Origin of the sequence: Streptomyces sp. NPDC004629 (genome assembly GCF_042873595.1) — a bacterium.
Taxonomy (GTDB): Bacteria; Actinomycetota; Actinomycetes; order Streptomycetales; family Streptomycetaceae; genus Streptomyces.
On record NZ_JBIALO010000001.1, the window covers coordinates 380,484 to 399,380 of the forward strand.

General features: G+C 70.2%; 15 protein-coding genes. 5 read left to right on the forward strand and 10 right to left on the reverse strand.

From position 1 onward, the window contains the following. The first annotated feature begins 322 nt into the window (after nt 1–322). The 3 genes from ACFYTE_RS01770 to ACFYTE_RS01780 all read left to right on the forward strand — a co-directional run bounded on the left by ACFYTE_RS01770 (nt 323) and on the right by ACFYTE_RS01780 (nt 4,257). Complete coding sequence (locus ACFYTE_RS01770; RefSeq protein WP_388703430.1) at nt 323–1,648, forward strand: PhoH family protein; 1,326 nt, start codon at nt 323–325, stop codon at nt 1,646–1,648. Between the two features lie 418 nt (nt 1,649–2,066). Further along, on the forward strand, nt 2,067–2,780 hold the full coding sequence (locus ACFYTE_RS01775; RefSeq protein WP_388703432.1) for a transglycosylase SLT domain-containing protein: 714 nt from the start codon (nt 2,067–2,069) through the stop codon (nt 2,778–2,780). A 148-nt stretch (nt 2,781–2,928) separates the two neighbouring features. Continuing rightward, a complete protein-coding gene (locus ACFYTE_RS01780) occupies nt 2,929–4,257 on the forward strand; it encodes an AI-2E family transporter (RefSeq protein WP_388703435.1) in 1,329 nt (442 codons plus the stop codon). Nucleotides 4,258–4,308: 51 nt separating this feature from the next. Here the strand turns inward: ACFYTE_RS01780 and ACFYTE_RS01785 are convergent, their stop codons facing one another. Together ACFYTE_RS01785 and ACFYTE_RS01790 are read right to left on the reverse strand one after the other, a co-directional pair. Then, nucleotides 4,309–4,842 (reverse strand): alkyl hydroperoxide reductase, encoded by a 534-nt coding sequence (locus ACFYTE_RS01785; protein ID WP_388703437.1) that lies wholly within the window; start codon nt 4,840–4,842, stop codon nt 4,309–4,311. Nucleotides 4,843–4,846: 4 nt separating this feature from the next. Further along, nucleotides 4,847–5,401, reverse strand: coding sequence for a peroxiredoxin (locus ACFYTE_RS01790; RefSeq protein WP_388703439.1), 555 nt, complete (start codon nt 5,399–5,401; stop codon nt 4,847–4,849). 133 nt (nt 5,402–5,534) lie between these two features. On the opposite strand from ACFYTE_RS01790, the gene ACFYTE_RS01795 reads away from it, so the two are divergent. After that, nucleotides 5,535–6,479: a LysR substrate-binding domain-containing protein gene (locus ACFYTE_RS01795; protein WP_388703442.1), complete on the forward strand. Its 945-nt coding sequence runs from the start codon at nt 5,535–5,537 to the stop codon at nt 6,477–6,479. Nucleotides 6,480–6,524: 45 nt separating this feature from the next. Here the strand turns inward: ACFYTE_RS01795 and ACFYTE_RS01800 are convergent, their stop codons facing one another. From ACFYTE_RS01800 to ACFYTE_RS01820, 5 genes are all read right to left on the reverse strand, one after another. Continuing rightward, nucleotides 6,525–8,903: an ABC transporter permease gene (locus tag ACFYTE_RS01800; protein ID WP_388703444.1), complete on the reverse strand. Its 2,379-nt coding sequence runs from the start codon at nt 8,901–8,903 to the stop codon at nt 6,525–6,527. Beyond that, nucleotides 8,900–9,589 (reverse strand): ABC transporter ATP-binding protein, encoded by a 690-nt coding sequence (locus ACFYTE_RS01805; protein WP_388703447.1) that lies wholly within the window; start codon nt 9,587–9,589, stop codon nt 8,900–8,902. The genes ACFYTE_RS01800 and ACFYTE_RS01805 overlap by 4 nt, the downstream gene beginning before the upstream one ends. Next, nucleotides 9,586–10,110 (reverse strand): PadR family transcriptional regulator, encoded by a 525-nt coding sequence (locus ACFYTE_RS01810; protein ID WP_388703450.1) that lies wholly within the window; start codon nt 10,108–10,110, stop codon nt 9,586–9,588. The genes ACFYTE_RS01805 and ACFYTE_RS01810 overlap by 4 nt, the downstream gene beginning before the upstream one ends. A gap of 94 nt (nt 10,111–10,204) precedes the next feature. Further along, nucleotides 10,205–10,447 carry a hypothetical protein gene (locus tag ACFYTE_RS01815; RefSeq protein ID WP_388703452.1) on the reverse strand — a complete coding sequence of 81 codons (243 nt, stop codon included), beginning with the start codon at nt 10,445–10,447 and terminating at the stop codon, nt 10,205–10,207. Then, nucleotides 10,444–11,379: an SPFH domain-containing protein gene (locus ACFYTE_RS01820; RefSeq protein WP_388703454.1), complete on the reverse strand. Its 936-nt coding sequence runs from the start codon at nt 11,377–11,379 to the stop codon at nt 10,444–10,446. Before ACFYTE_RS01820 ends, ACFYTE_RS01815 begins: the two co-directional genes overlap by 4 nt. A 213-nt stretch (nt 11,380–11,592) precedes the next feature. On the opposite strand from ACFYTE_RS01820, the gene ACFYTE_RS01825 reads away from it, so the two are divergent. Continuing rightward, nucleotides 11,593–13,899, forward strand: a complete 2,307-nt coding sequence (locus ACFYTE_RS01825) for a transglycosylase domain-containing protein (RefSeq protein WP_388703457.1) — start codon at nt 11,593–11,595, stop codon at nt 13,897–13,899. A 300-nt stretch (nt 13,900–14,199) separates the two neighbouring features. On the opposite strand, the gene ACFYTE_RS01830 is transcribed toward ACFYTE_RS01825, so the two are convergent. From ACFYTE_RS01830 to ACFYTE_RS01840, 3 genes are all read right to left on the reverse strand, one after another. Continuing rightward, nucleotides 14,200–15,675: a catalase gene (locus tag ACFYTE_RS01830; RefSeq protein ID WP_388703458.1), complete on the reverse strand. Its 1,476-nt coding sequence runs from the start codon at nt 15,673–15,675 to the stop codon at nt 14,200–14,202. A 99-nt stretch (nt 15,676–15,774) separates the two neighbouring features. Then, nucleotides 15,775–17,853 (reverse strand): SpoIIE family protein phosphatase, encoded by a 2,079-nt coding sequence (locus ACFYTE_RS01835; protein WP_388703461.1) that lies wholly within the window; start codon nt 17,851–17,853, stop codon nt 15,775–15,777. Between the two features lie 295 nt (nt 17,854–18,148). Continuing rightward, nucleotides 18,149–18,850, reverse strand: coding sequence for a DUF402 domain-containing protein (locus ACFYTE_RS01840; RefSeq protein WP_388703464.1), 702 nt, complete (start codon nt 18,848–18,850; stop codon nt 18,149–18,151). Nucleotides 18,851–18,897 lie beyond the last annotated feature (47 nt).

Below are 18,897 nucleotides of genomic sequence, written 5' to 3' on the forward strand. Positions count from 1 at the left end.
TGGTGGGGCGGCGGCAACGAGGTGTTCATCAGTGCGCCGTCCCATGCATTTGCATGGCAATGCATCTTCCAGGGCATAAGCCAAACAGGTCGACACCCGAACCACGGGTGTCGGATCTCAGCGGGCGGCACGGGGCCGCCCGCCCGGGAGGCCCTTTGCACCAGCCCGACCGTGCCGTCACTGCACGGAAGCAGCCGCGGAGGGCCGGTTCTCGGCCCGCGCGTGTGCGGTGCGGCCGGCGACCGGCCTGGTTTCTCCCGCCCTCCCGGCCCAGCTTCCGTCCCGTCGCTCCCCGACCTCATCCGAGGGGGTACGTCCTTCCGTGGTGACCAGCACAAAGCGCCACAAGCCCGACCGGCGCACCTATGTTCTCGACACCAGCGTCCTGCTGGCCGACCCGAACGCCCTGACCCGCTTCGACGAGCACGAGGTCGTGCTCCCGATCGTGGTGGTCACGGAGCTGGAGGCCAAGCGGCACCATCCCGAACTCGGCTACTTCGCCCGGCAGGCGCTGCGCCTGCTCGACGACTACCGGGTGCGGTACGGCCGTCTCGACGCCCCCATCCCGATCGGGGACCTCGGCGGGACCGTCCGTGTCGAGCTCAACCACTCGGATCCCAGCGTGCTGCCCACCGGCTACCGCCTGGGGGACAACGACTCGCGCATCCTCGCCGTAGCCCGCAATCTGCAGGCCGAGGGGTTCGACGTCACCGTCGTCTCGAAGGACCTGCCCCTGCGCATCAAGGCGTCCTCCGTCGGTCTGCTCGCCGAGGAGTACCGCGCGGAGCTGGCCATCACGGACTCCTCCGGCTGGACCGGCATGTCCGAGCTGACCCTGTCCGCCGAACAGGTGGACACCCTCTTCGAGGAGGGGCACGCCCAGGTGCCGGAGGCCGCAGGACTGCCCGTGCACACCGGTCTGACGATCCAGTCGGAGCGGGGCAAGGCGCTCGGCCGGGTGTCGGCGGAGGGCACCATCCGACTGGTGCGCGGCGACCGGGAGGTGTTCGGCATCAAGGGCCGCAGCGCCGAGCAGCGGATCGCCCTCGATCTGCTCCTCGACCCGGATGTGGGCATCGTGTCCATGGGCGGCCGGGCCGGCACCGGCAAGTCGGCGCTGGCGCTGTGCGCCGGCCTGGAGGCGGTCCTGGAGCGCCGTCAGCACCAGAAGGTGATGGTCTTCCGTCCGCTGTACGCGGTCGGCGGGCAGGAGCTGGGCTATCTGCCCGGCACCGAGGCCGAGAAGATGAGCCCGTGGGCGCAGGCGGTGTTCGACACGCTGTCGGCGGTCACCAGCCGTGAGGTGATCGAGGAGGTCACCGCGCGCGGGATGCTGGAGGTCCTGCCGCTGACCCACATCCGGGGGCGTTCGCTGCACGACGCGTTCGTGATCGTGGACGAGGCACAGTCGCTGGAACGCAACGTGCTGCTGACCGTTCTGTCCCGGATCGGGGCGAACTCGCGGGTGGTGCTGACCCATGACGTCGCGCAGCGGGACAATCTGCGGGTCGGCCGCTACGACGGTGTCGTCGCCGTGGTGGAGAAACTGAAGGGGCATCCGCTCTTCGCGCATGTCACGCTGACCCGGTCCGAAAGATCCCAGATCGCCGCGCTCGTGACCGAAATGCTGGAGGACGGACACATCTGACCCGACTGCTCGATTTGGGTCGGTTACCCGTTGGTTGGCGCCGTCCGGCAAAGGCCTGAGCCTAGCCGGGCGGCGCCGTGGTGTGTGGGGGATTCTTGAAAACGCCGGGGGCAAACGAGATGTGAGCTTTCACACGCAACTCGGAATTGCCTACCGGCGTGGGGTTACGGCAGAGTCTCATTCCTGTCAGGCCCCGCATACGACACAGCAGTGCCCCTTGGGGGCACCTCCCACGCCCTTGAGGCGGCAGTACCCAGGCACCACGGTCAACTCCATAGCGTCGTCGTATGCCGCCCGAGCACCATGCGGCGCTCCCGTGCAGGGAGTTGCCCACCGGGCCCGTGCCTCCCGTGACCCCGCAGTTGGGAGGCCAGCGTCAGGGGCACGATTGCGTCCGCCAGGGTCACCGAAGCGGGCGATGCTGGAAGGAAACCGTGTGAGCCGGATTTCGGTCCGGGGATTCGCAGTGGCCTCGGCCACCGCGGTCACCGCCGTCGGAAGCGTCGTCGGAGTTGCCTCGGGCAGCGTCGCGCAGAACAACGACGCCGAGGCGACGGCAACCGACGCGACGCTTCTCGCGGACATTCCCGCGGGTCAGCAGGCCCAGGTGCAGACCGCGTCCCTGACACAGCAGGCGGACGCACAGGCCATCGCCGCGGACGCGAGCGCCAAGAAGGACGCCGAGGCGGCGGCCCGCAAGGCGGCCGCGGAGACCGCGATCGCGAAGAAGGACGCCGCCGAGAAGGCGGCCAAGGCCGCCAAGGAGCGCGAGGAGGCCGCGAAGGAAGCCAGCCGCAGCAAGAGCGTCGGCGCCGCCAGCTTCCCCGTCCAGAGCTCCTACTCGGTCGCGCAGATCCAGGCGATGGCGCGGCAGATGGTGGCGAGCGGCCAGTTCCAGTGCTTCAGCAACATCGTGGACCACGAGTCCAGCTGGAACTACCGTGCCGTCAACGCCTCCTCCGGCGCCTACGGCCTCTTCCAGGCGCTGCCGGGCTCCAAGATGTCCTCCGTGGGCGCCGACTGGCAGACCAACCCGGCCACCCAGATCAAGTGGGGCCTGAACTACATGAACGACCGCTACGGCAGTCCCTGTGACGCCTGGTCGTTCTGGCAGGCCAACCACTGGTACTGAGGCGAACAGCGGTTCGCCGCCTCCCTCTCAACCCGGCACAGCCCCTTCCCGTCCTACGGGGAGGGGCTGTTGCCGTGTACGGTCGGACGGACGATTCCTGGGAGGAGTGGTGGGGCGCACCCGGGGACATGCGGGAGAAGGACGGATCATGTCGCGAGTGCCAGGATGGCTCGGCCGGATCGGAGCCGGACTGACGCAGATGGGGGAGCGGTTGGACGAGCGGCGGGTGGCGGCGGAGCGGCAGCACGCCGAGGAACCACCGCAGGCGCCCCCCGAGGAGCCGGTGTCCGACGGCCTCCAGGAACCGGCCGAGGTCCGGATCGTCCGCCCGGACCCCGCGCAGGCGGTGCCCTGGGGCGTGCGGGTCGCGGCCGAGGCGGGCTGGCGGCTGCTGGTGCTGGCCGGCACGGTGTGGGTGCTGATGCGCGTCATCAGCTCCGTACAACTCGTGGTGTTCGCCTTCGTCATCTCGCTGCTGGTCACCGCGCTGTTGCAGCCCACGGTGGCCCGGCTGAAACGGCATGGTGTGCCGCGCGGCCCGGCCACCGCACTCACCGCGATCCTCGGCTTCATCGTGATGGGGCTGATCGGCTGGTTCGTGACCTGGCAGGTCATGGAGAACATCGACACGCTCTCCGACCAGGTCCAGAGCGGCATCGACGATCTGCGCCGCTGGCTGCTGCAGAGCCCGTTCCATGTCACGGACAAGCAGATCAACCAGATCGCCAAGAGCCTGCGGGAGGCGATCGGCGCCAACACCGACCAGATAACGTCGGCCGGGCTGGAGGGAGTTCAGGTCGTCGTCGAGGCGTTGACCGGCATTCTGCTGGTGTTCTTCTCGACGTTGTTCCTGCTCTACGACGGCGACCGGATCTGGCAGTGGGCGCTGAAGCTGGTGCCGGCCGCGGCCCGGCCGGGCGTGGCCGGCGCGGGCCCGCGCGCCTGGCGCACACTGACGGCCTACGTCCGCGGCACGGTGCTGGTCGCCCTGATCGACGCGATCTTCATCGGCCTTGGCATCTACTTCCTGAACGTCCCCATGGCCGTTCCGCTGGCCGTGTTCATCTTCCTGTTCTCGTTCATCCCGCTCGTGGGCGCGGTCGCCTCGGGGGTGCTGGCCGTGGTGGTCGCCCTCGTCACCCAGGGCGTGTTCACCGCGGGCATGACGCTGGTGGTGATCCTGGCGGTCCAGCAGATCGAGGGGCACATCCTGCAGCCCTTCATCCTGGGCCGTGCGGTGCGGGTGCATCCCCTGGCCGTCGTTCTGTCCGTGACCGCGGGCGGCATGGTGGCCGGCATCGGCGGCGCCGTGGTCGCCGTACCCCTGGTGGCGGTGACCAACACGGTGGCCGGCTATCTGCGGGCCTACTCCGAGGAGCAGGCGCTGCGCAGCGCCGGACGGGTGCGCCCGGCCCCACCCGCGGTGCGGCAGGAGCCGGTTGCGGCGGACGCGGAAGGCCCCGCCCACCAAGGGTGAGCGGGGCCCGGGGAACCGCCTGGTTCGCGCCGGCCTGCGCCGAGTCGGGGGTTATTCGGCGAGCACCGCCTCGGCGTCCAGGGTGGTGCCCACCGCCTGGACCACCGCGGCGATCTTGAAGGCCTCCTGGATGACCTCGCGGGTCACGCCGGCCTTGCGCAGTACCTGCTCGTGCGAGTCCAGGCACATGCCGCAGCCGTTGATCGCGGACACCGCGAAGGACCACAGCTCGAAGTCGACCTTGTCGACCCCGGGGTTGCCGATGACGTTCATCCGCAGGCCCGCGCGCAGGGTGCCGTACTCGTGGTCGGAGAGCAGGTGGCGGGTGCGGTAGAAGACGTTGTTCATCGCCATCACGGCGGCGGCCGACTTGGCGGCCGTGTACGCCTCGGGCGAGAGGTTGGCCTTCGCCTCCGGCTCCAGCTCGCGCAGCACGATGGGGGAGCGGGCGGCGATCGCCGTCGCCAGCACCGTGCCCCACAACTGCTGGGCGGGCAGGTCGGAGTTGCCGATGACCGAGCCCAGGTTGAGCTTCAGGTCCTTCGCGTAGTCCGGTACGCGGGACTTGAGGGAGTCGAGGGACACGGACTCACTCTCCGGCGAGCAGCGCGACCGGGTCCAGCGTCTCGTCGCCCTTGGCCCAGTTGCACGGGCACAGTTCGTCCGTCTGGAGGGCGTCCAGGACCCGCAGGACCTCCTTCGGGTTACGGCCGACCGAGCCCGCGGTCACCATCGAGAACTGGATCTCGTTGTTCTGGTCGACGATGAAGACCGCGCGCTTGGCGAAGCCCTCCGCGTCCTCGATGCCGAGGTCGCGCATCAGCTCGTGCTTGGAGTCGGCCATCATCGGGAACGGCAGGTCGCGCAGGTCGTCGTGGTCCTTGCGCCAGGCGTGGTGGACGAACTCCGAGTCGCCGGAGAAGCCGAGGACCTGCGCGTCGCGGTCGGCGAACTCCTCGTTCAGCTTGCCGAAGGCGGCGATCTCGGTCGGGCACACGAAGGTGAAGTCCTTGGGCCAGGCGAAGATCACCTTCCACTTGCCTTCGTAGGTCTTGTGGTTGATCTTCTCGAACTCCTTGCCCTTCTCCAGCGAGACGCAGGCAGTGAGGTCGAACTCGGGGAACTTGTCACCGACAGTGAGCACGCGCTCTCCTTGCAGCGAGGAAACACCCCGGTCACGGGCGTTTCCCATGGGTTGGACGGAGCTGATGGTGGCACAGACGGCATTGATCCGGGAAATAGCTACACTCAGTCGTGTTGATCGGAGGTAGCTATCAGTGACCGCAGGTAAGCGGAGGCAGCCCAGCCTGTCCCAGTTGCGTGCCTTCGCCGCCGTCGCGGAGCATCTGCACTTCCGGGACGCCGCCGCCGCGATAGGCATGAGCCAGCCCGCGCTGTCCGGGGCCGTCGCCACACTCGAAGAGACCCTCGGCGTCACGCTCCTGGAGCGTACGACCCGCAAGGTGCTGCTCTCGCCCGCCGGTGAGCGGCTGGCCGTACGGGCGAAGGCGGTGCTCGCCGAGGTCGCCGCGCTGCTGGAGGAGGCCGAGGCGGTGCGGGCGCCGTTCACCGGCGCGCTGCGGCTCGGGGTGATCCCGACCGTCGCGCCCTATCTGCTGCCGACCGTCCTCGGGGTGGTCCACGACCGGTATCCGGACCTCGACCTCCAGGTGCACGAGGAGCAGACCGCCAGCCTGGTCGACGGACTGAGCAGCGGCCGGCTCGACCTGCTGCTGCTCGCCGTCCCGCTCGGCGTCCCCAGCGTCACCGAACTGCCGCTCTTCGACGAGGACTTCGTGCTTGTCACGCCCCCGGAGCACTGGCTCGGCGGCCGGGAGGGCATTCCCCGCGAGGCGCTCAGGGAGCTGAACCTGCTGCTCCTCGACGAGGGACACTGCCTGCGCGACCAGGCCCTGGACATCTGCCGGGAGGCCGGCCGCGCGGACGCCCCGGTGGCGACCACCGCCGCGGGTCTTTCGACGCTCGTCCAACTCGTGGCCGGCGGGCTCGGCTGCACCCTGCTGCCGCGCACCGCCCTCAAGGTCGAGACGAGCCGCAGTGCCCGGCTCCTCACCGGTTACTTCGCCGATCCCGCGCCCAGCCGCCGGGTCGCCCTCGCGATGCGCACCGGCGCGGCCCGCGGCGCCGAGTACCGGGAACTCGCGACCGCCCTGCGGGAGGCGCTGCGAACCCTGCCCGTGCGGCTGCTCGCCCACGGCTGAGGGCCCCTTCCCGCGGGAAGGGGCCCCGGTCCTGCGAGGCGCCCGCTACTCGGTGCGCAGCCCGTCCGGGCGCATCAGCCGCAGCAGCGGCGGCAGGCTGAGCAGGGTCACACCGAGGACGACGGCGGCGCCGAAGCCGGTCAGCGACAGCACGCTCGCCCAGTCCACGCTCACCGTGGTGCCGGTCATCCGCAGCAGCACCGCGCCCAGGGTCAGGCCCACCACCGAGGCCAGCAGCAGACCGAGCGCGATCGGCACCGCCGTCTGCCACAGCACCGACAGGCCCAGCGTGCGCCGCCGGGTGCCGAAGGCGACCAGGGAGGACAGCAGCTTCCTGCGCTCGCGCAACTGCTCCAGTTGCGAGACCAGCAGGCTGGCCCCGATCAGCGCGAGCACACAGGCGGCGCCGACGAACAGTCCAGTACGGATGGAGGTGAACCTCGTGGACTGCTCGGTGGCCGACCAGAGCATCGGGTCGATCCGCGGGTCGATCCGCGCGGCCGTGTTGCGGATGTACTCCTTGACGTCGGGCACGGACGCGTCGAAGGACAGATAGATCGTGCCGCCCATCACGCCGACGGCCTTCGCGGGCAGCGCGCCCGGGGTCATCAAAAAGCCGCTGGTTCGGCCGCCGTTCGGAGAGTCGATCGTCCGCGCCTGCTTCAGGCCCGCCGGCACGGTCAGCAGGATGCCGCTCCCACCCGGTCGGTTGCCGTACGAGGCGTCGACGTAGAGCTTCGTGCCGGGCTTGGACAGCTTCGGGGTGTCCGTGTCCCATTCCACGCCGCGCACGGCGAACGCGTCGCCGTCCCGGCACGAGGGCAGTGCGGCGACCTCGCGCAGCGCGGCGCAGTCGCCGACGGTCAGCCCGGCGCTGCGCTCCGGGTCCTTGCGCCATGATGTGTCGCTGACCATGGACTGGGCCAGCGCCGTTGTCCTGCGCACGCCCCGGGTCGCCGCCAACTGGTCGGCCGCCGCGGCGAGGTCGATGTCCCTCGCGATGTTCAGCTGCATCTGCGCCCGGGTGAGGTCGTTGCGCGACTGCTTGGTGTAGTCGTCGTCCACTCCGGCGAACAGCATCTGCAGGGCGATGGCGCCGGCCACCGCCACGGCGATGCCGTTGACCATGCGGGCCGCGGTGCCACTGCTCAACTGGAGCCTTCGCACGGCCAGTTGCCAGGCCACCGAGCCGGCGCCCAGCCGGGCGACGACCGCTTCCACCACCCATGGCAGCAGCGCCGTGATGCCCACCAGCAGCAGTATGACTCCGCCGGTGACCAGGTACTGGTTGAAGTCCCCGTTGTCCCGGCCCTGGCCGATCATCGGGTAGAGCAGCGCAAGCCCGCCCAGCGGCAGCAGCAGCCGCCACCACAGGTGCCGGCGCGCGGGCCGTGCCGTGCGGATCACGCCGAGCGGCTCGATCACGACTCCGCGCAGGGCGAGCACGGTGACCAGGACCGCGGCGGCCGGGACCGCGAACGCGACGAGCGCGGCCAGCAGCGGGGAGGGGTTCAGATAGCTCGGGAACACGCTGATGCCGAGGATCTCGACCGAGCCCGCTATCTCCCGGCCGATCAGGAAGAAGACGGTGCCGAGGACGAGGCCGAACACCGCACCGGCGAGCGCCTCGCCCGCGGCGATCCGCCGGGTCATCCGGCTGTCGGAGCCCACCAGCCGCAGCGCGGCCAGCCTGCGGTCACGCCGCTCGCCGCCGAACCGTACGGCCGCGGTGATGAACACGGCCACCGGCATCAGCAGCACCACGAAGACGACGAGGACCAGCAGGACCAGCACCGGGTCGGCGGGCTGGTCCGTCGGGTTGGGGTCGCCGAAGGCGGTGATGCGGCCCACCAGGGAGCCGTCGATCCGGTCGGCGAGCCCGTGGGCGCCCGCGTAGTAGGCGAGTTCGTGCGAGCCGATGAGCCCGCTCTCCCCGATGGTGCCGACGATCCGGTACGGCAGCCGCTCGCGCAGCAGCCGCGCGTCGTCGGAGGCGAGCAGGTCCCGCAGCGCGGGCGAGACGACCATGTCGCCCTTGGCGGGGTACCGGTCAAGTCCGGGCGCCAGCGGGGCCCGCGGCCCCTCCGGTTCCACCAGCCGCCCGCGCACGATCCTGTCCCCGAACTCCGTGTCGACGTCGGCGATCAGAAGCGTGTCGTCGGAGCGGGGCCGTACGGTGGTGCCGTAGGTGTAGTCCACCCGGGCCTGTTCGCGCTCGTGCCGCACCGACAGCGCGTTCGGCACCGCGGTCGTCAGCAGCAGCAGGGCCACGCCGAGCCCCACGCCGACGGCCGTCAGCAGCAGCCGAACCCAGCCCTCGCGCCCGCCGGTGACGGCGAAGCGGGCCCCGAGCGTCAGATCCCGGAGCCCGCCCCAGCGCCGCGGCACCGCGCCGCCGGGCGGCTGCTCCCGCCGGGCGCTCATACGACGCGCTCCATGTCCCGGGACTTCCCGTCCCGTACGACGACCTCGCGGTCCGAGTAGGCCGCCACCCGGGCCTCGTGAGTGACGAGGACGACGGCCGCGTTGGTGGACCTGGCCGCGTCCGTCAGCAGTTCCATCACCCGCTCGCCGTTGAGCGAGTCGAGCGCGCCGGTCGGCTCGTCGGCGAACAGCACGCGCGGCTCGGTGACCAGGGCCCGGGCCACGGCCACCCGCTGCCCCTGGCCGCCGGAGACCTCGCCGGGCCGCTTGCCCCGCAGATCGTCGACCTCCAGCCGCTCCATCCAGCCGAGCGCGGCACGCTCGGCCTCCTTGCGCGGCCTGCCGTTCAGCCGCAGCGGCAGGGCGACGTTCTCCACACAGGTCAACTCCGGTACGAGCTGGCCGAACTGGAAGACGAACCCGAACTCGGAGCGGCGCAGCAGGCTGCGCTGGGCGTCGTTCATCGTCGCGAGTTCCCGGCCGGCGTAGGTGATCGAGCCGGAGTCGGCCGGCACGATCCCGGCCAGGCAGTGCAGCAGCGTCGACTTGCCGGACCCGGAGGGGCCCATGACGGCGACGACCTCGCCGGGATGGATGGAGAACGAGGCGCCGTCCAGCGCGACGGTCGGCCCGTACGCCTTGCGCAGGTCCTCGGCGGTGAGCAGGGAACCGGGGGGCGGGGTCATCGGGCCACCGCCTCTCGGAGCTTGCCGAGCCGCGCGGTGGTCAGTTCGAGCCAGCGCAGGTCGGCCTCCAGATGGAACAGCGCGTGATCGCAGATCAGCTGGTCGGCGAGGTCGCCCTTGCGCTTGCGGTCGGTCAGGATCCGCATGGTGCGCAGATGCTCGGCGCGCTGGGCGTCGAGGATGACGGCGGCGTCGCGGTGCGTCAGCAGCGCGAGGACGACCTTGGTGTAGAGGGTGGACTGAAGGTACTCCTCCGGCTTCTCGGGTGCCGCCAGCCACCGCTCCACGTCGGTGATCCCGGCGTCCGTGATGGCGTACCGCTTGCGTTCGGGACCGCCGCCCGCCTCGATCCCGTCGACCTCCACGTACCCGTGCTTCAGGAGCCGGGACATCGTCGAGTAGACCTGGCCGTAGTGCAGCGGCCGATCGTGACCGAACTTCTCGTCGAAGGCCCGCTTCAGGTCGTAGCCGTGTCGGGGGCCGGACTCCAGGAGTCCCAAAAGGGTGTGACCGATGGACATGCCAGGGACTCTACACACGGTGTATACGCAGCGTGTATACGCGGAGTGCAGTGATCGTGGCCGGGCGTACGAGTGCGCAGGTGGGAGCCGATTGTCACGGTTCCGAAACATCCGATACAGGAGGCCGGCCCCGCCGCGGCAGCGGCCCGGTCTCCTTCGGCAGCCGTCCCGCGTCCGCCAGCGCCCGGCGCAGCAGGAACTCGATCTGGGCGTTGGCTGAGCGCAGTTCGTCCCCGGCCCACCGGGCGAGCGCCTCGTAGACATGCGGGTCGAGCCGCAGCAGCACCTGCTTGCGCTGCTGCGGCCGACGCCTCGGCGTCTCGGCGGAGTCCGTCACTGGTAGAGGGTCCCGGTGTTCAGGACGGGCTGCGGTGCCCTGTCCCCGCACAGCACCACCATCAGGTTGGACACCATCGCCGCCTTCCGTTCCTCGTCCAGCTCCATGATGTCGCGCTCCGCGATCCGAGCGAGCGCCGCCTCCACCATGCCCACCGCCCCGTCGACGATCTGCCGCCGGGCCGCGACGACCGCGCCGGCCTGCTGCCGCTGGAGCATCGCCGAGGCGATCTCGGGGGCATAGGCGAGATGTGTGAAGCGCGACTCGATGATGTGCACCCCGGCCGCCTCCACGCGCGCGTGCAGTTCCACCGCGAGCTTCTCGGTGATCTCCTCGGCGTTGCCGCGCAGCGAGAGACCGTCCTCGTCGTGCGCGTCGTAGGGGTACTCGATGGCGATGTGCCGCACGGCCGTCTCGGTCTGCGTGGCGACGAACTCGGCGTAGTCGTCGACCTCGAACACGGCCTGGGCGGTGTCCCGGACCTTCCAGACCACGACTGCGGCCAGCTCGATCGGGTTGCCGTAGGCGTCGTTCACCTTGAGGACCGCGGTCTCGTTGTTGCGGACGCGGGTCGAGATCTTCGTGCGCGAGGTGAAGGGGTTCACCCAGCGCAGTCCGTCCTGCCGGATCGTCCCCCGGTAGCGGCCGAAGAGCTGGACGACGCGGGCCTCGCCGGGCGCGACCATGTTCAGACCGCACATGGCGAGGAAGGCGCCGAGGGCCACCAGGATGCCGACGACTATCAGGGCCGCCTTCGCTCCGGCCCCGTCGACCGCGGTCGCGCTCACGGTCATCCCGGTGCCGAGCAGCAGGCCGACCAGGCCGAGCAGCAGGGCGAGCCCGCCGCCGATGCTGTGCGCCGTGACCTCCCGCACCCGTGGGGCGGGCATCTCCGGGATGTCGGCGGTGGTGGGCGTCTCATGTGCGGACATGGGTGGTCCCCCGTTCTCGTGGTGCCTGCTTGCGTACTAGCTAAGTGATATCACTTTACCCCCGCACGCAACCCTCCACGCCCCTGGGTCGTCGGACCCGGTGGGGCTGGTGCTGATTGTCACGTCCGCAAAGGGGCGGATCGAAGGCCTTTGTCATAGAGACGGGTGTTAGCTTTCTGAGCTGACCGAGACCGAAGCGGAGCGAGCTGATCCATGGGACGAGCGGACGAGAGACGAGCGCGACAACGCGGTGGCCACCGCGCAGCGCCCAGGCGCCGCTCGTCGCGAGCGGCCGGCCGATCCGGCAAGAGCGGCATACGCAGGCTGTTCACCTGGAAGAAGATCCTCGGCACGTTCCTCGGACTGTGCCTGCTCGGCATCGGCGCCTTCATCGTGCTGTACCTGATGGTGGACGTTCCCGCGGGCAACGCGGCGGCACAGCGCCAGAGCAATGTCTACAAGTACAGCGACGGGACGATCCTGGCCCGCAAGGGCGAGGTCAACCGGGAGATCGTCGACCTGTCGAAGGTGCCGAAGAAGGTCCAGCTGACCTTCGTCGCGGCCGAGAACAAGACCTTCTACAAGGACTCCGGCGTCGACTTCAGGGGCACCGCCCGCGGTCTGCTCAACACCCTCTCGGGCAAGGGCAAGCAGGGCGGCTCGACGATCACCCAGCAGTACGTCAAGAACTACTACCTCAACCAGGACCAGACCGTCACGCGCAAGCTGAAGGAACTGGTCATCTCCTTGAAGGTGGACCGCCAGAAGTCCAAGGACGACATCCTCGCGGGCTACATCAACACCAGCTACTACGGCCGTAACGCCTATGGTGTCCAGGCCGCGGCACAGGCCTACTACCGGGTCGACGCCCAGGAGCTCACGGTCGGGCAGGGCGCGTACCTGGCCGCGCTGCTCCAGGCACCGAGCCAGTACGACTGGGCGGTCGCCTCGGAGACCGGTAAGAAACTGGTGAAGCAGCGCTGGAACTACGTCCTGGACAACATGGTCGAGGAGGGCTGGCTCGGCAAGGGCGAGCGCGACGCCATGACGTTCCCCGTGCCCGACGACCCCAAGGGCGCCCCCGGCCTCGACGGGCAGAAGGGCTATCTCGTCGACCTCGCCAACAAGCAGCTGGAGCAGCAGCTGATGGACCAGGAGGGACTCACCCAGTCCCAGGCGGAGAGCGCGGTCGTCGACCAGGGCTGGACCATCACCCTGAACATCGACAAGAAGCGGCAGGCCGAGCTGGAGAAGGCGGTCAAGTCCGAGCTGACCGGGAAGCTCGACGCGAAGAAACGCAAGGTCGACGGGAACGTCCAGGCCGGCGCGGTATCGGTCGACCCGAAGACCGGCGCGATCGTCGCGCTGTACGGCGGCAAGGACTACTACAAGCACTACTTCAGCAACGCCACGCGCCGCGACTACCAGCCCGCGTCGACGTTCAAGCCGGTGATCCTCGCCGCCGCGCTGGAGAACGACGCCAAGACGCAGGACGGCAAGAAGATCGACGCCGACACGGCCTACGACGGCACCAGCCGCCACCCGGTCACGGACAACGGCACCAAGGTCGGCTTCGCCCCGCCCAACGAGGACAACCGGAGCTACGGCGACATCTCGGTCCAGACGGCGATGAACAAGTCCGTGAACTCGGTCTTCGCGCAGATGGGCGTCGACGTGGGCATGGACAAGGTGATGAGCACCGCCAAGGACCTCGGCATGGACACCAAGGGCATGCAGGCGGTGCCGGCGCAGACGCTGGGCTCCATGGGCGCCAGTCCGCTGGAGATGGCCGGGATCTACGCCACCCTGGACAATCATGGCCGGAAGGTGACGCCGTCGATCGTCAAGTCGGCGGAGAAACGGAACCGTACGGTCGAGATGCCCGACCCCGTCGGCGAACAGGTGGTCAGCCGGACGGTCGCGGACACGGTGACCTCGGTGCTGACCGGTGTGGTCGACGACGGTACGGCCAAGACGTCGGTGGCGGACAACCCGCTGCGCAAGGGGCAGCAGGTGGCGGGCAAGACCGGTACGTCCGACGAGAACATCTCCGCCTGGTTCACCGGCTACACACCCGATCTGGTCACCTCGGTCGGCCTGTTCGGCGAGGACGCCAAGTCAGGCCGGCACACCACGCTGATGGGTGCGACCGGGCTGATACCGGGCAGCGGCCGCATCAACGGTGGTGGTTACCCGGCGGAGATCTGGGCGGCCTACACGTTCGGCGTCACGGAGAAGGCGAAGTTCGACCTGGACACCACGCAGGGCGCGGCCGTCAAGCCGACGGACACCCCGACCTACACCCCGCCGCCGTCCCAGACCCCCTCCCAGACCCCGACCACCACGCCCCCGACCTCCGAGTCCCCCTCCCAAAGCCCGTCCCAGACACCCACGTCCCAACCCCCCTCGCAAACCCCCACAACCAACGCCCCCTCCACCCCCTCCCAAACCCCAACAACCCCAATCTCCCAACCCCCCCAAGACCCCCCCAACGACCACCAGAGAAACGAGCCCCACTAGGGGCAACGCAAGCCGGTCGAGCCCCGCCAGGGGCGCGGGAAACGACGCGAGCCGGTCGAGCCCCGTCAGGGGCGCGGGGAACTGCGCGATCGGCCACAGCGGGCCCGCAGTTGCCGATGTTGCCCAGCCAGCGCGGCGCAACCGCGGGGAACTGCGCGATCGGCCACAGCGGGCCCGCAGTTGCCGATGTTGCCCAGCCAGCGCGGCGCAACCGCGGGGAACTGCGCGATCGGCCACAGCGGGCCCGCAGTTGCCGACGATGCCCAGCCAGCGCGGCGCAACCTTGCCCGCCGGGCTCAGCTAACGCGGCGCGACGTCGTCCAAAGTCAGCGCAGCGATCCGGTCGCCGGTTTTCTTGTCGATGTTGCGCCAGTACTGCACCGCACGGTCGAGCACCGGCCGGCTGACCCCCTGCTTCAGATGGCCGGTGACGTTGGAGACCAGCCGGTCCCGGGCCGCGTCGTCGAGGACGTTGCGGACCATCGTGCCGGGCTGCCCCCAGTCGTCGTCCTCACGGTGCAGCGCGTACGCCTCGCGTACCATCTCGCCGGCCGTCCGCCAGCCGGCGATGTCACCGAACCGGGCGACGTCCGCGGCCGGCCCGCCGTACGAGTTCGGCGCGTACACGGCACCGGTGTCGGCGGCCTCGTACCGCATCGGCCCGTCCTTGGCGTACGAGTGGACCGGGGAGTGCGGTCGGTTCGGCGGCAGCTGGGCGTAGTTGGGGCCGATCCGGTAGCGGTGCGTGTCCGGGTAGGAGAAGAGGCGGCCGAGCAGCATCTTGTCCGGCGACGGGCCGATGCCCGGCACCATGTTGGACGGCTCGAACGCGGCCTGCTCGATGTGGACGAAGTAGTTGTCCGGGTTCCTGTTCAGCGTCATCCGGCCGACCTCGATCAGCGGGTAGTCGCCGTGCGGCCACACCTTGGTCAGGTCGAACGGATTGAACCGGTAGTCCGGGGCGTCCTCGAACGGCATGACCTGCACATGCATGGTCCAACTGGGCGCGTCGCCCGAGGCGATCGAGTCGAACAGATCCCGGCGGTGCACGTCACCGTCGGCGCCGGCCAGCTCGTCCGCCTCGGCCTGGGTGAGGAACTCGATGCCCTGGTCCGTCTTGATGTGGTACTTGACCCAGAACCGTTCGCCGCCGCCGTTGACCCACATGTAGGTGTGCGAGGAGTACCCGTTCATGTGGCGGTACGTCCTCGGGACGCCGCGGTCGCCCATCAGCCACGTCACCATGTGCGCGGACTCGGGGGACAGCGTCCAGAAGTCCCACTGCATGTCGTTGTCGCGCAGTCCGCTGTCGGGCCGGCGCTTCTGGGAGCGGATGAAGTCCTGGAACTTCTGCGCGTCCCGCACGAAGAAGACCGGCGTGTTGTTGCCGACCAGGTCGTAGTTGCCGTACTCCGTGTAGAACTTGAGCGCGAAGCCCCGCGGGTCGCGCCAGGTGTCGGGGGAGCCCTGCTCACCCGCGACCGTCGAGAAGCGCGCCAGCATCTCCGTGCGCTTCCCCGGCTGGAACAGATCCGCCTTGGTGAACTGGCTGACGTCGTTGGTCACTTCGAAGACGCCGTACGCCCCGGAGCCCTTTGCGTGGACCACCCGCTCGGGGACCCGTTCCCGGTTGAACTGGGCCATCTTCTCGATGAGGTAGTGGTCCTGCAGCAGGACCGGACCGTCGGAACCCACGGTGAGCGAATGTTCGTCGCTCTCCACGGGGATTCCGGCGTTGTTGGTGGTGTACGGAGTCTGCTGAGGTGTCTGCGTCACGAGCGTCCTCCCGTCGTGCATGGGGGTTCCGTCAGGTCGCTTCGTTCACCTCAGCCAGTCAACTCCGTCACCACGACATCGGCAACTTTTGGACCGGGTCTAAGTCCGATTCAGTTCGAACCAGACCACCTTTCCGGTGCTCAGCCGGGTCGCGCCCCAGCGCCGAGCCATCTTGTTCACCAGATAGAGCCCGCGCCCGCCCTCGTCCGTGGCCCGGGCCTGCCGCAGCCGCGGCAGCTGCGGCACATCGTCGCCGACCTCGCAGCGCAGCACGTCCGTGCGCAGCAGACGAAGCGTGACCGGGCGTGACGCATAGCGCACGGCGTTGGTCACGACCTCGCTGACCAGCAGTTCGACCGAGTCGGTCAGCTCCTCCAGGCCCCAGCCGGCCAGCGCGTGCCGGGCGAGCCTGCGGGCCCGGCCGGGCGCGGCGTCCTCCGGTTCGAGGAACCAGTACGCGACGTCGCTCGGGGCGATTCCGTCGAAGCGCGCGGCGAGCAGTGCGATGTCGTCGTCCCGGTCGCCCGGCCCGAGCATGTCGAGCACCTCGTCGCACAGCGCTTCCAGGGGCGGCGCATGGTCGGGCCCGGTCAGCTGCGCGGTCGCGGCCAGTTTCTCCCGCAGCTGTTCTATGCCGGTCCACACGTCACGCAGCCGGGACTCGACCAGCCCGTCGGTGTAGAGCAGCAGCGTGGCCCCGGCGGGCGCCTCCAGTTCGACCGCCTCGAAGTCCACTCCGCCGACGCCGATGGGGGCGCCCGGCGGCACCCGCAGCACCTCGGCCCGCCCGCCCAGGTGCAGCAGGACCGGCGGCGGGTGTCCCGCGTTGGCGATGGTGATGCGGTGCGAGACGGGGTCGTAGACCGCGTACAGGCAGGTGGCCATGCGGTCGGTGCCGAGGCGTTGGGCCTGTTCGTCCAGGTGGTGCAGCACTTCCTGGGGTGGCAGGTCGAGTCCGGCGAGGGTCTGCGCGGTGGTGCGCAGCTGGCCCATGATGGCCGCGGACGTCATGGAGTGGCCCATGACGTCGCCGACGACGAGGGCGACCCGACTGCCGGGCAGCGGAATGGCGTCGTACCAGTCACCGCCGACGCGTGCGGTCTCGGCGGCGGGCAGGTAGCGGGAGGCGAGCCGGACACCGGTCGGACGGGGCAGGGTCTCGGGCAGCATGGTGCGCTGCAACTCGTCGGCGATGTAGGCCTCGCGGCCGTACAGCACCGCCTTGTCGATGCCGAGGGCACTGTGGGTGGCCAACTGGGCGGCGACCAGCAGGTCGTCGGCCTCGAAGGCCGGGCGTTCGGGACGGCGGAGGAAGAGGGCGGCACCGATGACACGGCGGCGGCCGCGCAGCGGGGCGAGGATGGCGTGCCGGCCGCCGGGCACCGCCGACTCGCCGCTCTCGCCGAGCAGTTCGGGCAGCGCCGCGCGGGCTCCGGGCGCGTCCCCGAACACCGGCCGGACACCGCGCAGCACCTCGTTGAGGGCGCCGCCCGGCCGCACCTCGCACAGTTCGGCGGTCAACGCGGACAGGCCCGACAACTCGGGCGGCTCCGGTTCCGGCGGCACCGGCAGGAAACCGCCGTCGGTGTCGCGTTCCTCCGGGATCCGGTCGGTGCGGCGCAGCCGCAGCACCACCGGGCCGGTGGGCCGCTCGTCACCCACCGGCAGCGGGTCGCGCAGATAGACGAGGATCGCGTCCGAGAAGGTCGGCACGGTGGCCCGGCACAGCCCCATCACGATCTCGTCCAGGTCGATGCCGCGGGCGATCCGCCGGGTCGCGGCGCCCACGAACCGCAACCGGTCCCCGTCCCGCCGCATCGGCATGGGCCGTCCGGGTGGCAGCCCCCGTCCGGTACGTCGCTCCTGGCCGCCGGCCGCCCGCTCCTGCTCGCCGCCCGGCTGGGACGGGATGCTGTCGGGCGCCGGGGTGGGACGCGGACGGTGCGGGTCGCTCTCCGCGGCGGCGGGCTGTGCGTGCTCGGGGCCGTTGACGGGGGGCTCCTTCTCCTTGCCGCGGGGCGTGGCGGCACCCGGCGAGGAGGGCGTCTCGCCGGCGCGGGCCTGTACGGGTAGGGCGGCGCCGCCGTAGGACTTCGGGGAACGCACGAGCGCCCCGCGGGGATCCGCGGGGTCGGCGCCCGGCTGGGGGCGTTCGTAGGAGGTGGGGTGCTCCGTCACGCGTGTCGAATCCGTCCGTCCGGGGCTGCGCGCAGCGCGCGCAGTTCGTCCCGCAGAAGTCCCGATACCCGGAATATGTGCCCCGGGAACGGATTTCCCGCGTGGTCAGAGGTTGTTCCTGTGTCACCGGCGAACCGTTTCCGGTCCGCGCCGGTGGTGCCCTCGTACCCCTCGCTCACGTCCTGCCGCCCCTCGGTGACGTTGGGTCAGACTCGGCGTCCGTACCCGGAGTTGCTGCTGTGCGTCCTTGCGGAGGACGATCCTACGGTTGTGGCCCGGGGGCGCATCAAGAGTCTCATGAGGACACATGCGCGGGCGTACGGTCCCAGTCCTCAGGCAGCGACGGTACCGCCCAGGACGGATCCGGGCGCCAACCCTGCCAGCCTTCCGAGAACGGCGGACCCCACGCCTGGATCACCTCCACCGCGGACCGCCCCGCCCGCCGCACCCGCTCGGCCAGGCCGGGGTCCATCAGCCCGTCCCGCTGGGCCTGAGCGAACTCGTCCTCGTCGCGCCAGTGCCAACTGCGGTCCGGGTGCACGGAGATGTCCAGGAAATGGTCCTCGGAGTCCACCCCGCCGCGCCAACGGACCAGCGGCTCTTCGAGGTTGACGTACCAGTTCTTGAACCGCCAGCCCGGCTCCCAGAACAGCCACACCGACCAGGGCTCGCCCGGCCGGGCCAGCTTCAGCACGCCCGTGCCGAACCAGCGGTCGCGCTGCACGGCACGGGGCTTGGTGTACCGGGACTCCAGCGGCTCGACGTGCACGGGCGTGCCGTCGGCCAGCACCGGCTTCACACACTCGGTGCCGGGCGCCAGCCACACCGCGAGCAGTTCCGCGTCGTCCTGGACCACGGTGACGGGGCGGGCGATGTGGACGTGCTCGCCGCCGTTCTCCCGGTACCGCCACAGGATGTGACTGCCCGGCGCCCAGAAACCCGCCGAACCGCTCGCTCCTCCGCGTGCCACGCGTCTCACCGCTCCGCCGTCTGCCATGCACAGATATTAGGTGCCCCAGGCATACGACGCTGCGCCGGGCGACA

What these genes read in the sequence shown, in the direction of transcription:
- ACFYTE_RS01840 (WP_388703464.1), bottom strand. Translation starts at nt 18,850, where the DNA reads ATGGCAGACGGCGGAGCGGTGAGACGCGTGGCACGCGGAGGAGCGAGC.
- ACFYTE_RS01820 (WP_388703454.1), bottom strand. Translation starts at nt 11,379, where the DNA reads ATGTCCGCACATGAGACGCCCACCACCGCCGACATCCCGGAGATGCCC.
- ACFYTE_RS01810 (WP_388703450.1), bottom strand. Translation starts at nt 10,110, where the DNA reads ATGTCCATCGGTCACACCCTTTTGGGACTCCTGGAGTCCGGCCCCCGA.
- ACFYTE_RS01800 (WP_388703444.1), bottom strand. Translation starts at nt 8,903, where the DNA reads ATGAGCGCCCGGCGGGAGCAGCCGCCCGGCGGCGCGGTGCCGCGGCGC.
- ACFYTE_RS01780 (WP_388703435.1), top strand. Translation starts at nt 2,929, where the DNA reads ATGTCGCGAGTGCCAGGATGGCTCGGCCGGATCGGAGCCGGACTGACG.
- ACFYTE_RS01775 (WP_388703432.1), top strand. Translation starts at nt 2,067, where the DNA reads ATGCTGGAAGGAAACCGTGTGAGCCGGATTTCGGTCCGGGGATTCGCA.
- ACFYTE_RS01825 (WP_388703457.1), top strand. Translation starts at nt 11,593, where the DNA reads ATGGGACGAGCGGACGAGAGACGAGCGCGACAACGCGGTGGCCACCGC.
- ACFYTE_RS01805 (WP_388703447.1), bottom strand. Translation starts at nt 9,589, where the DNA reads ATGACCCCGCCCCCCGGTTCCCTGCTCACCGCCGAGGACCTGCGCAAG.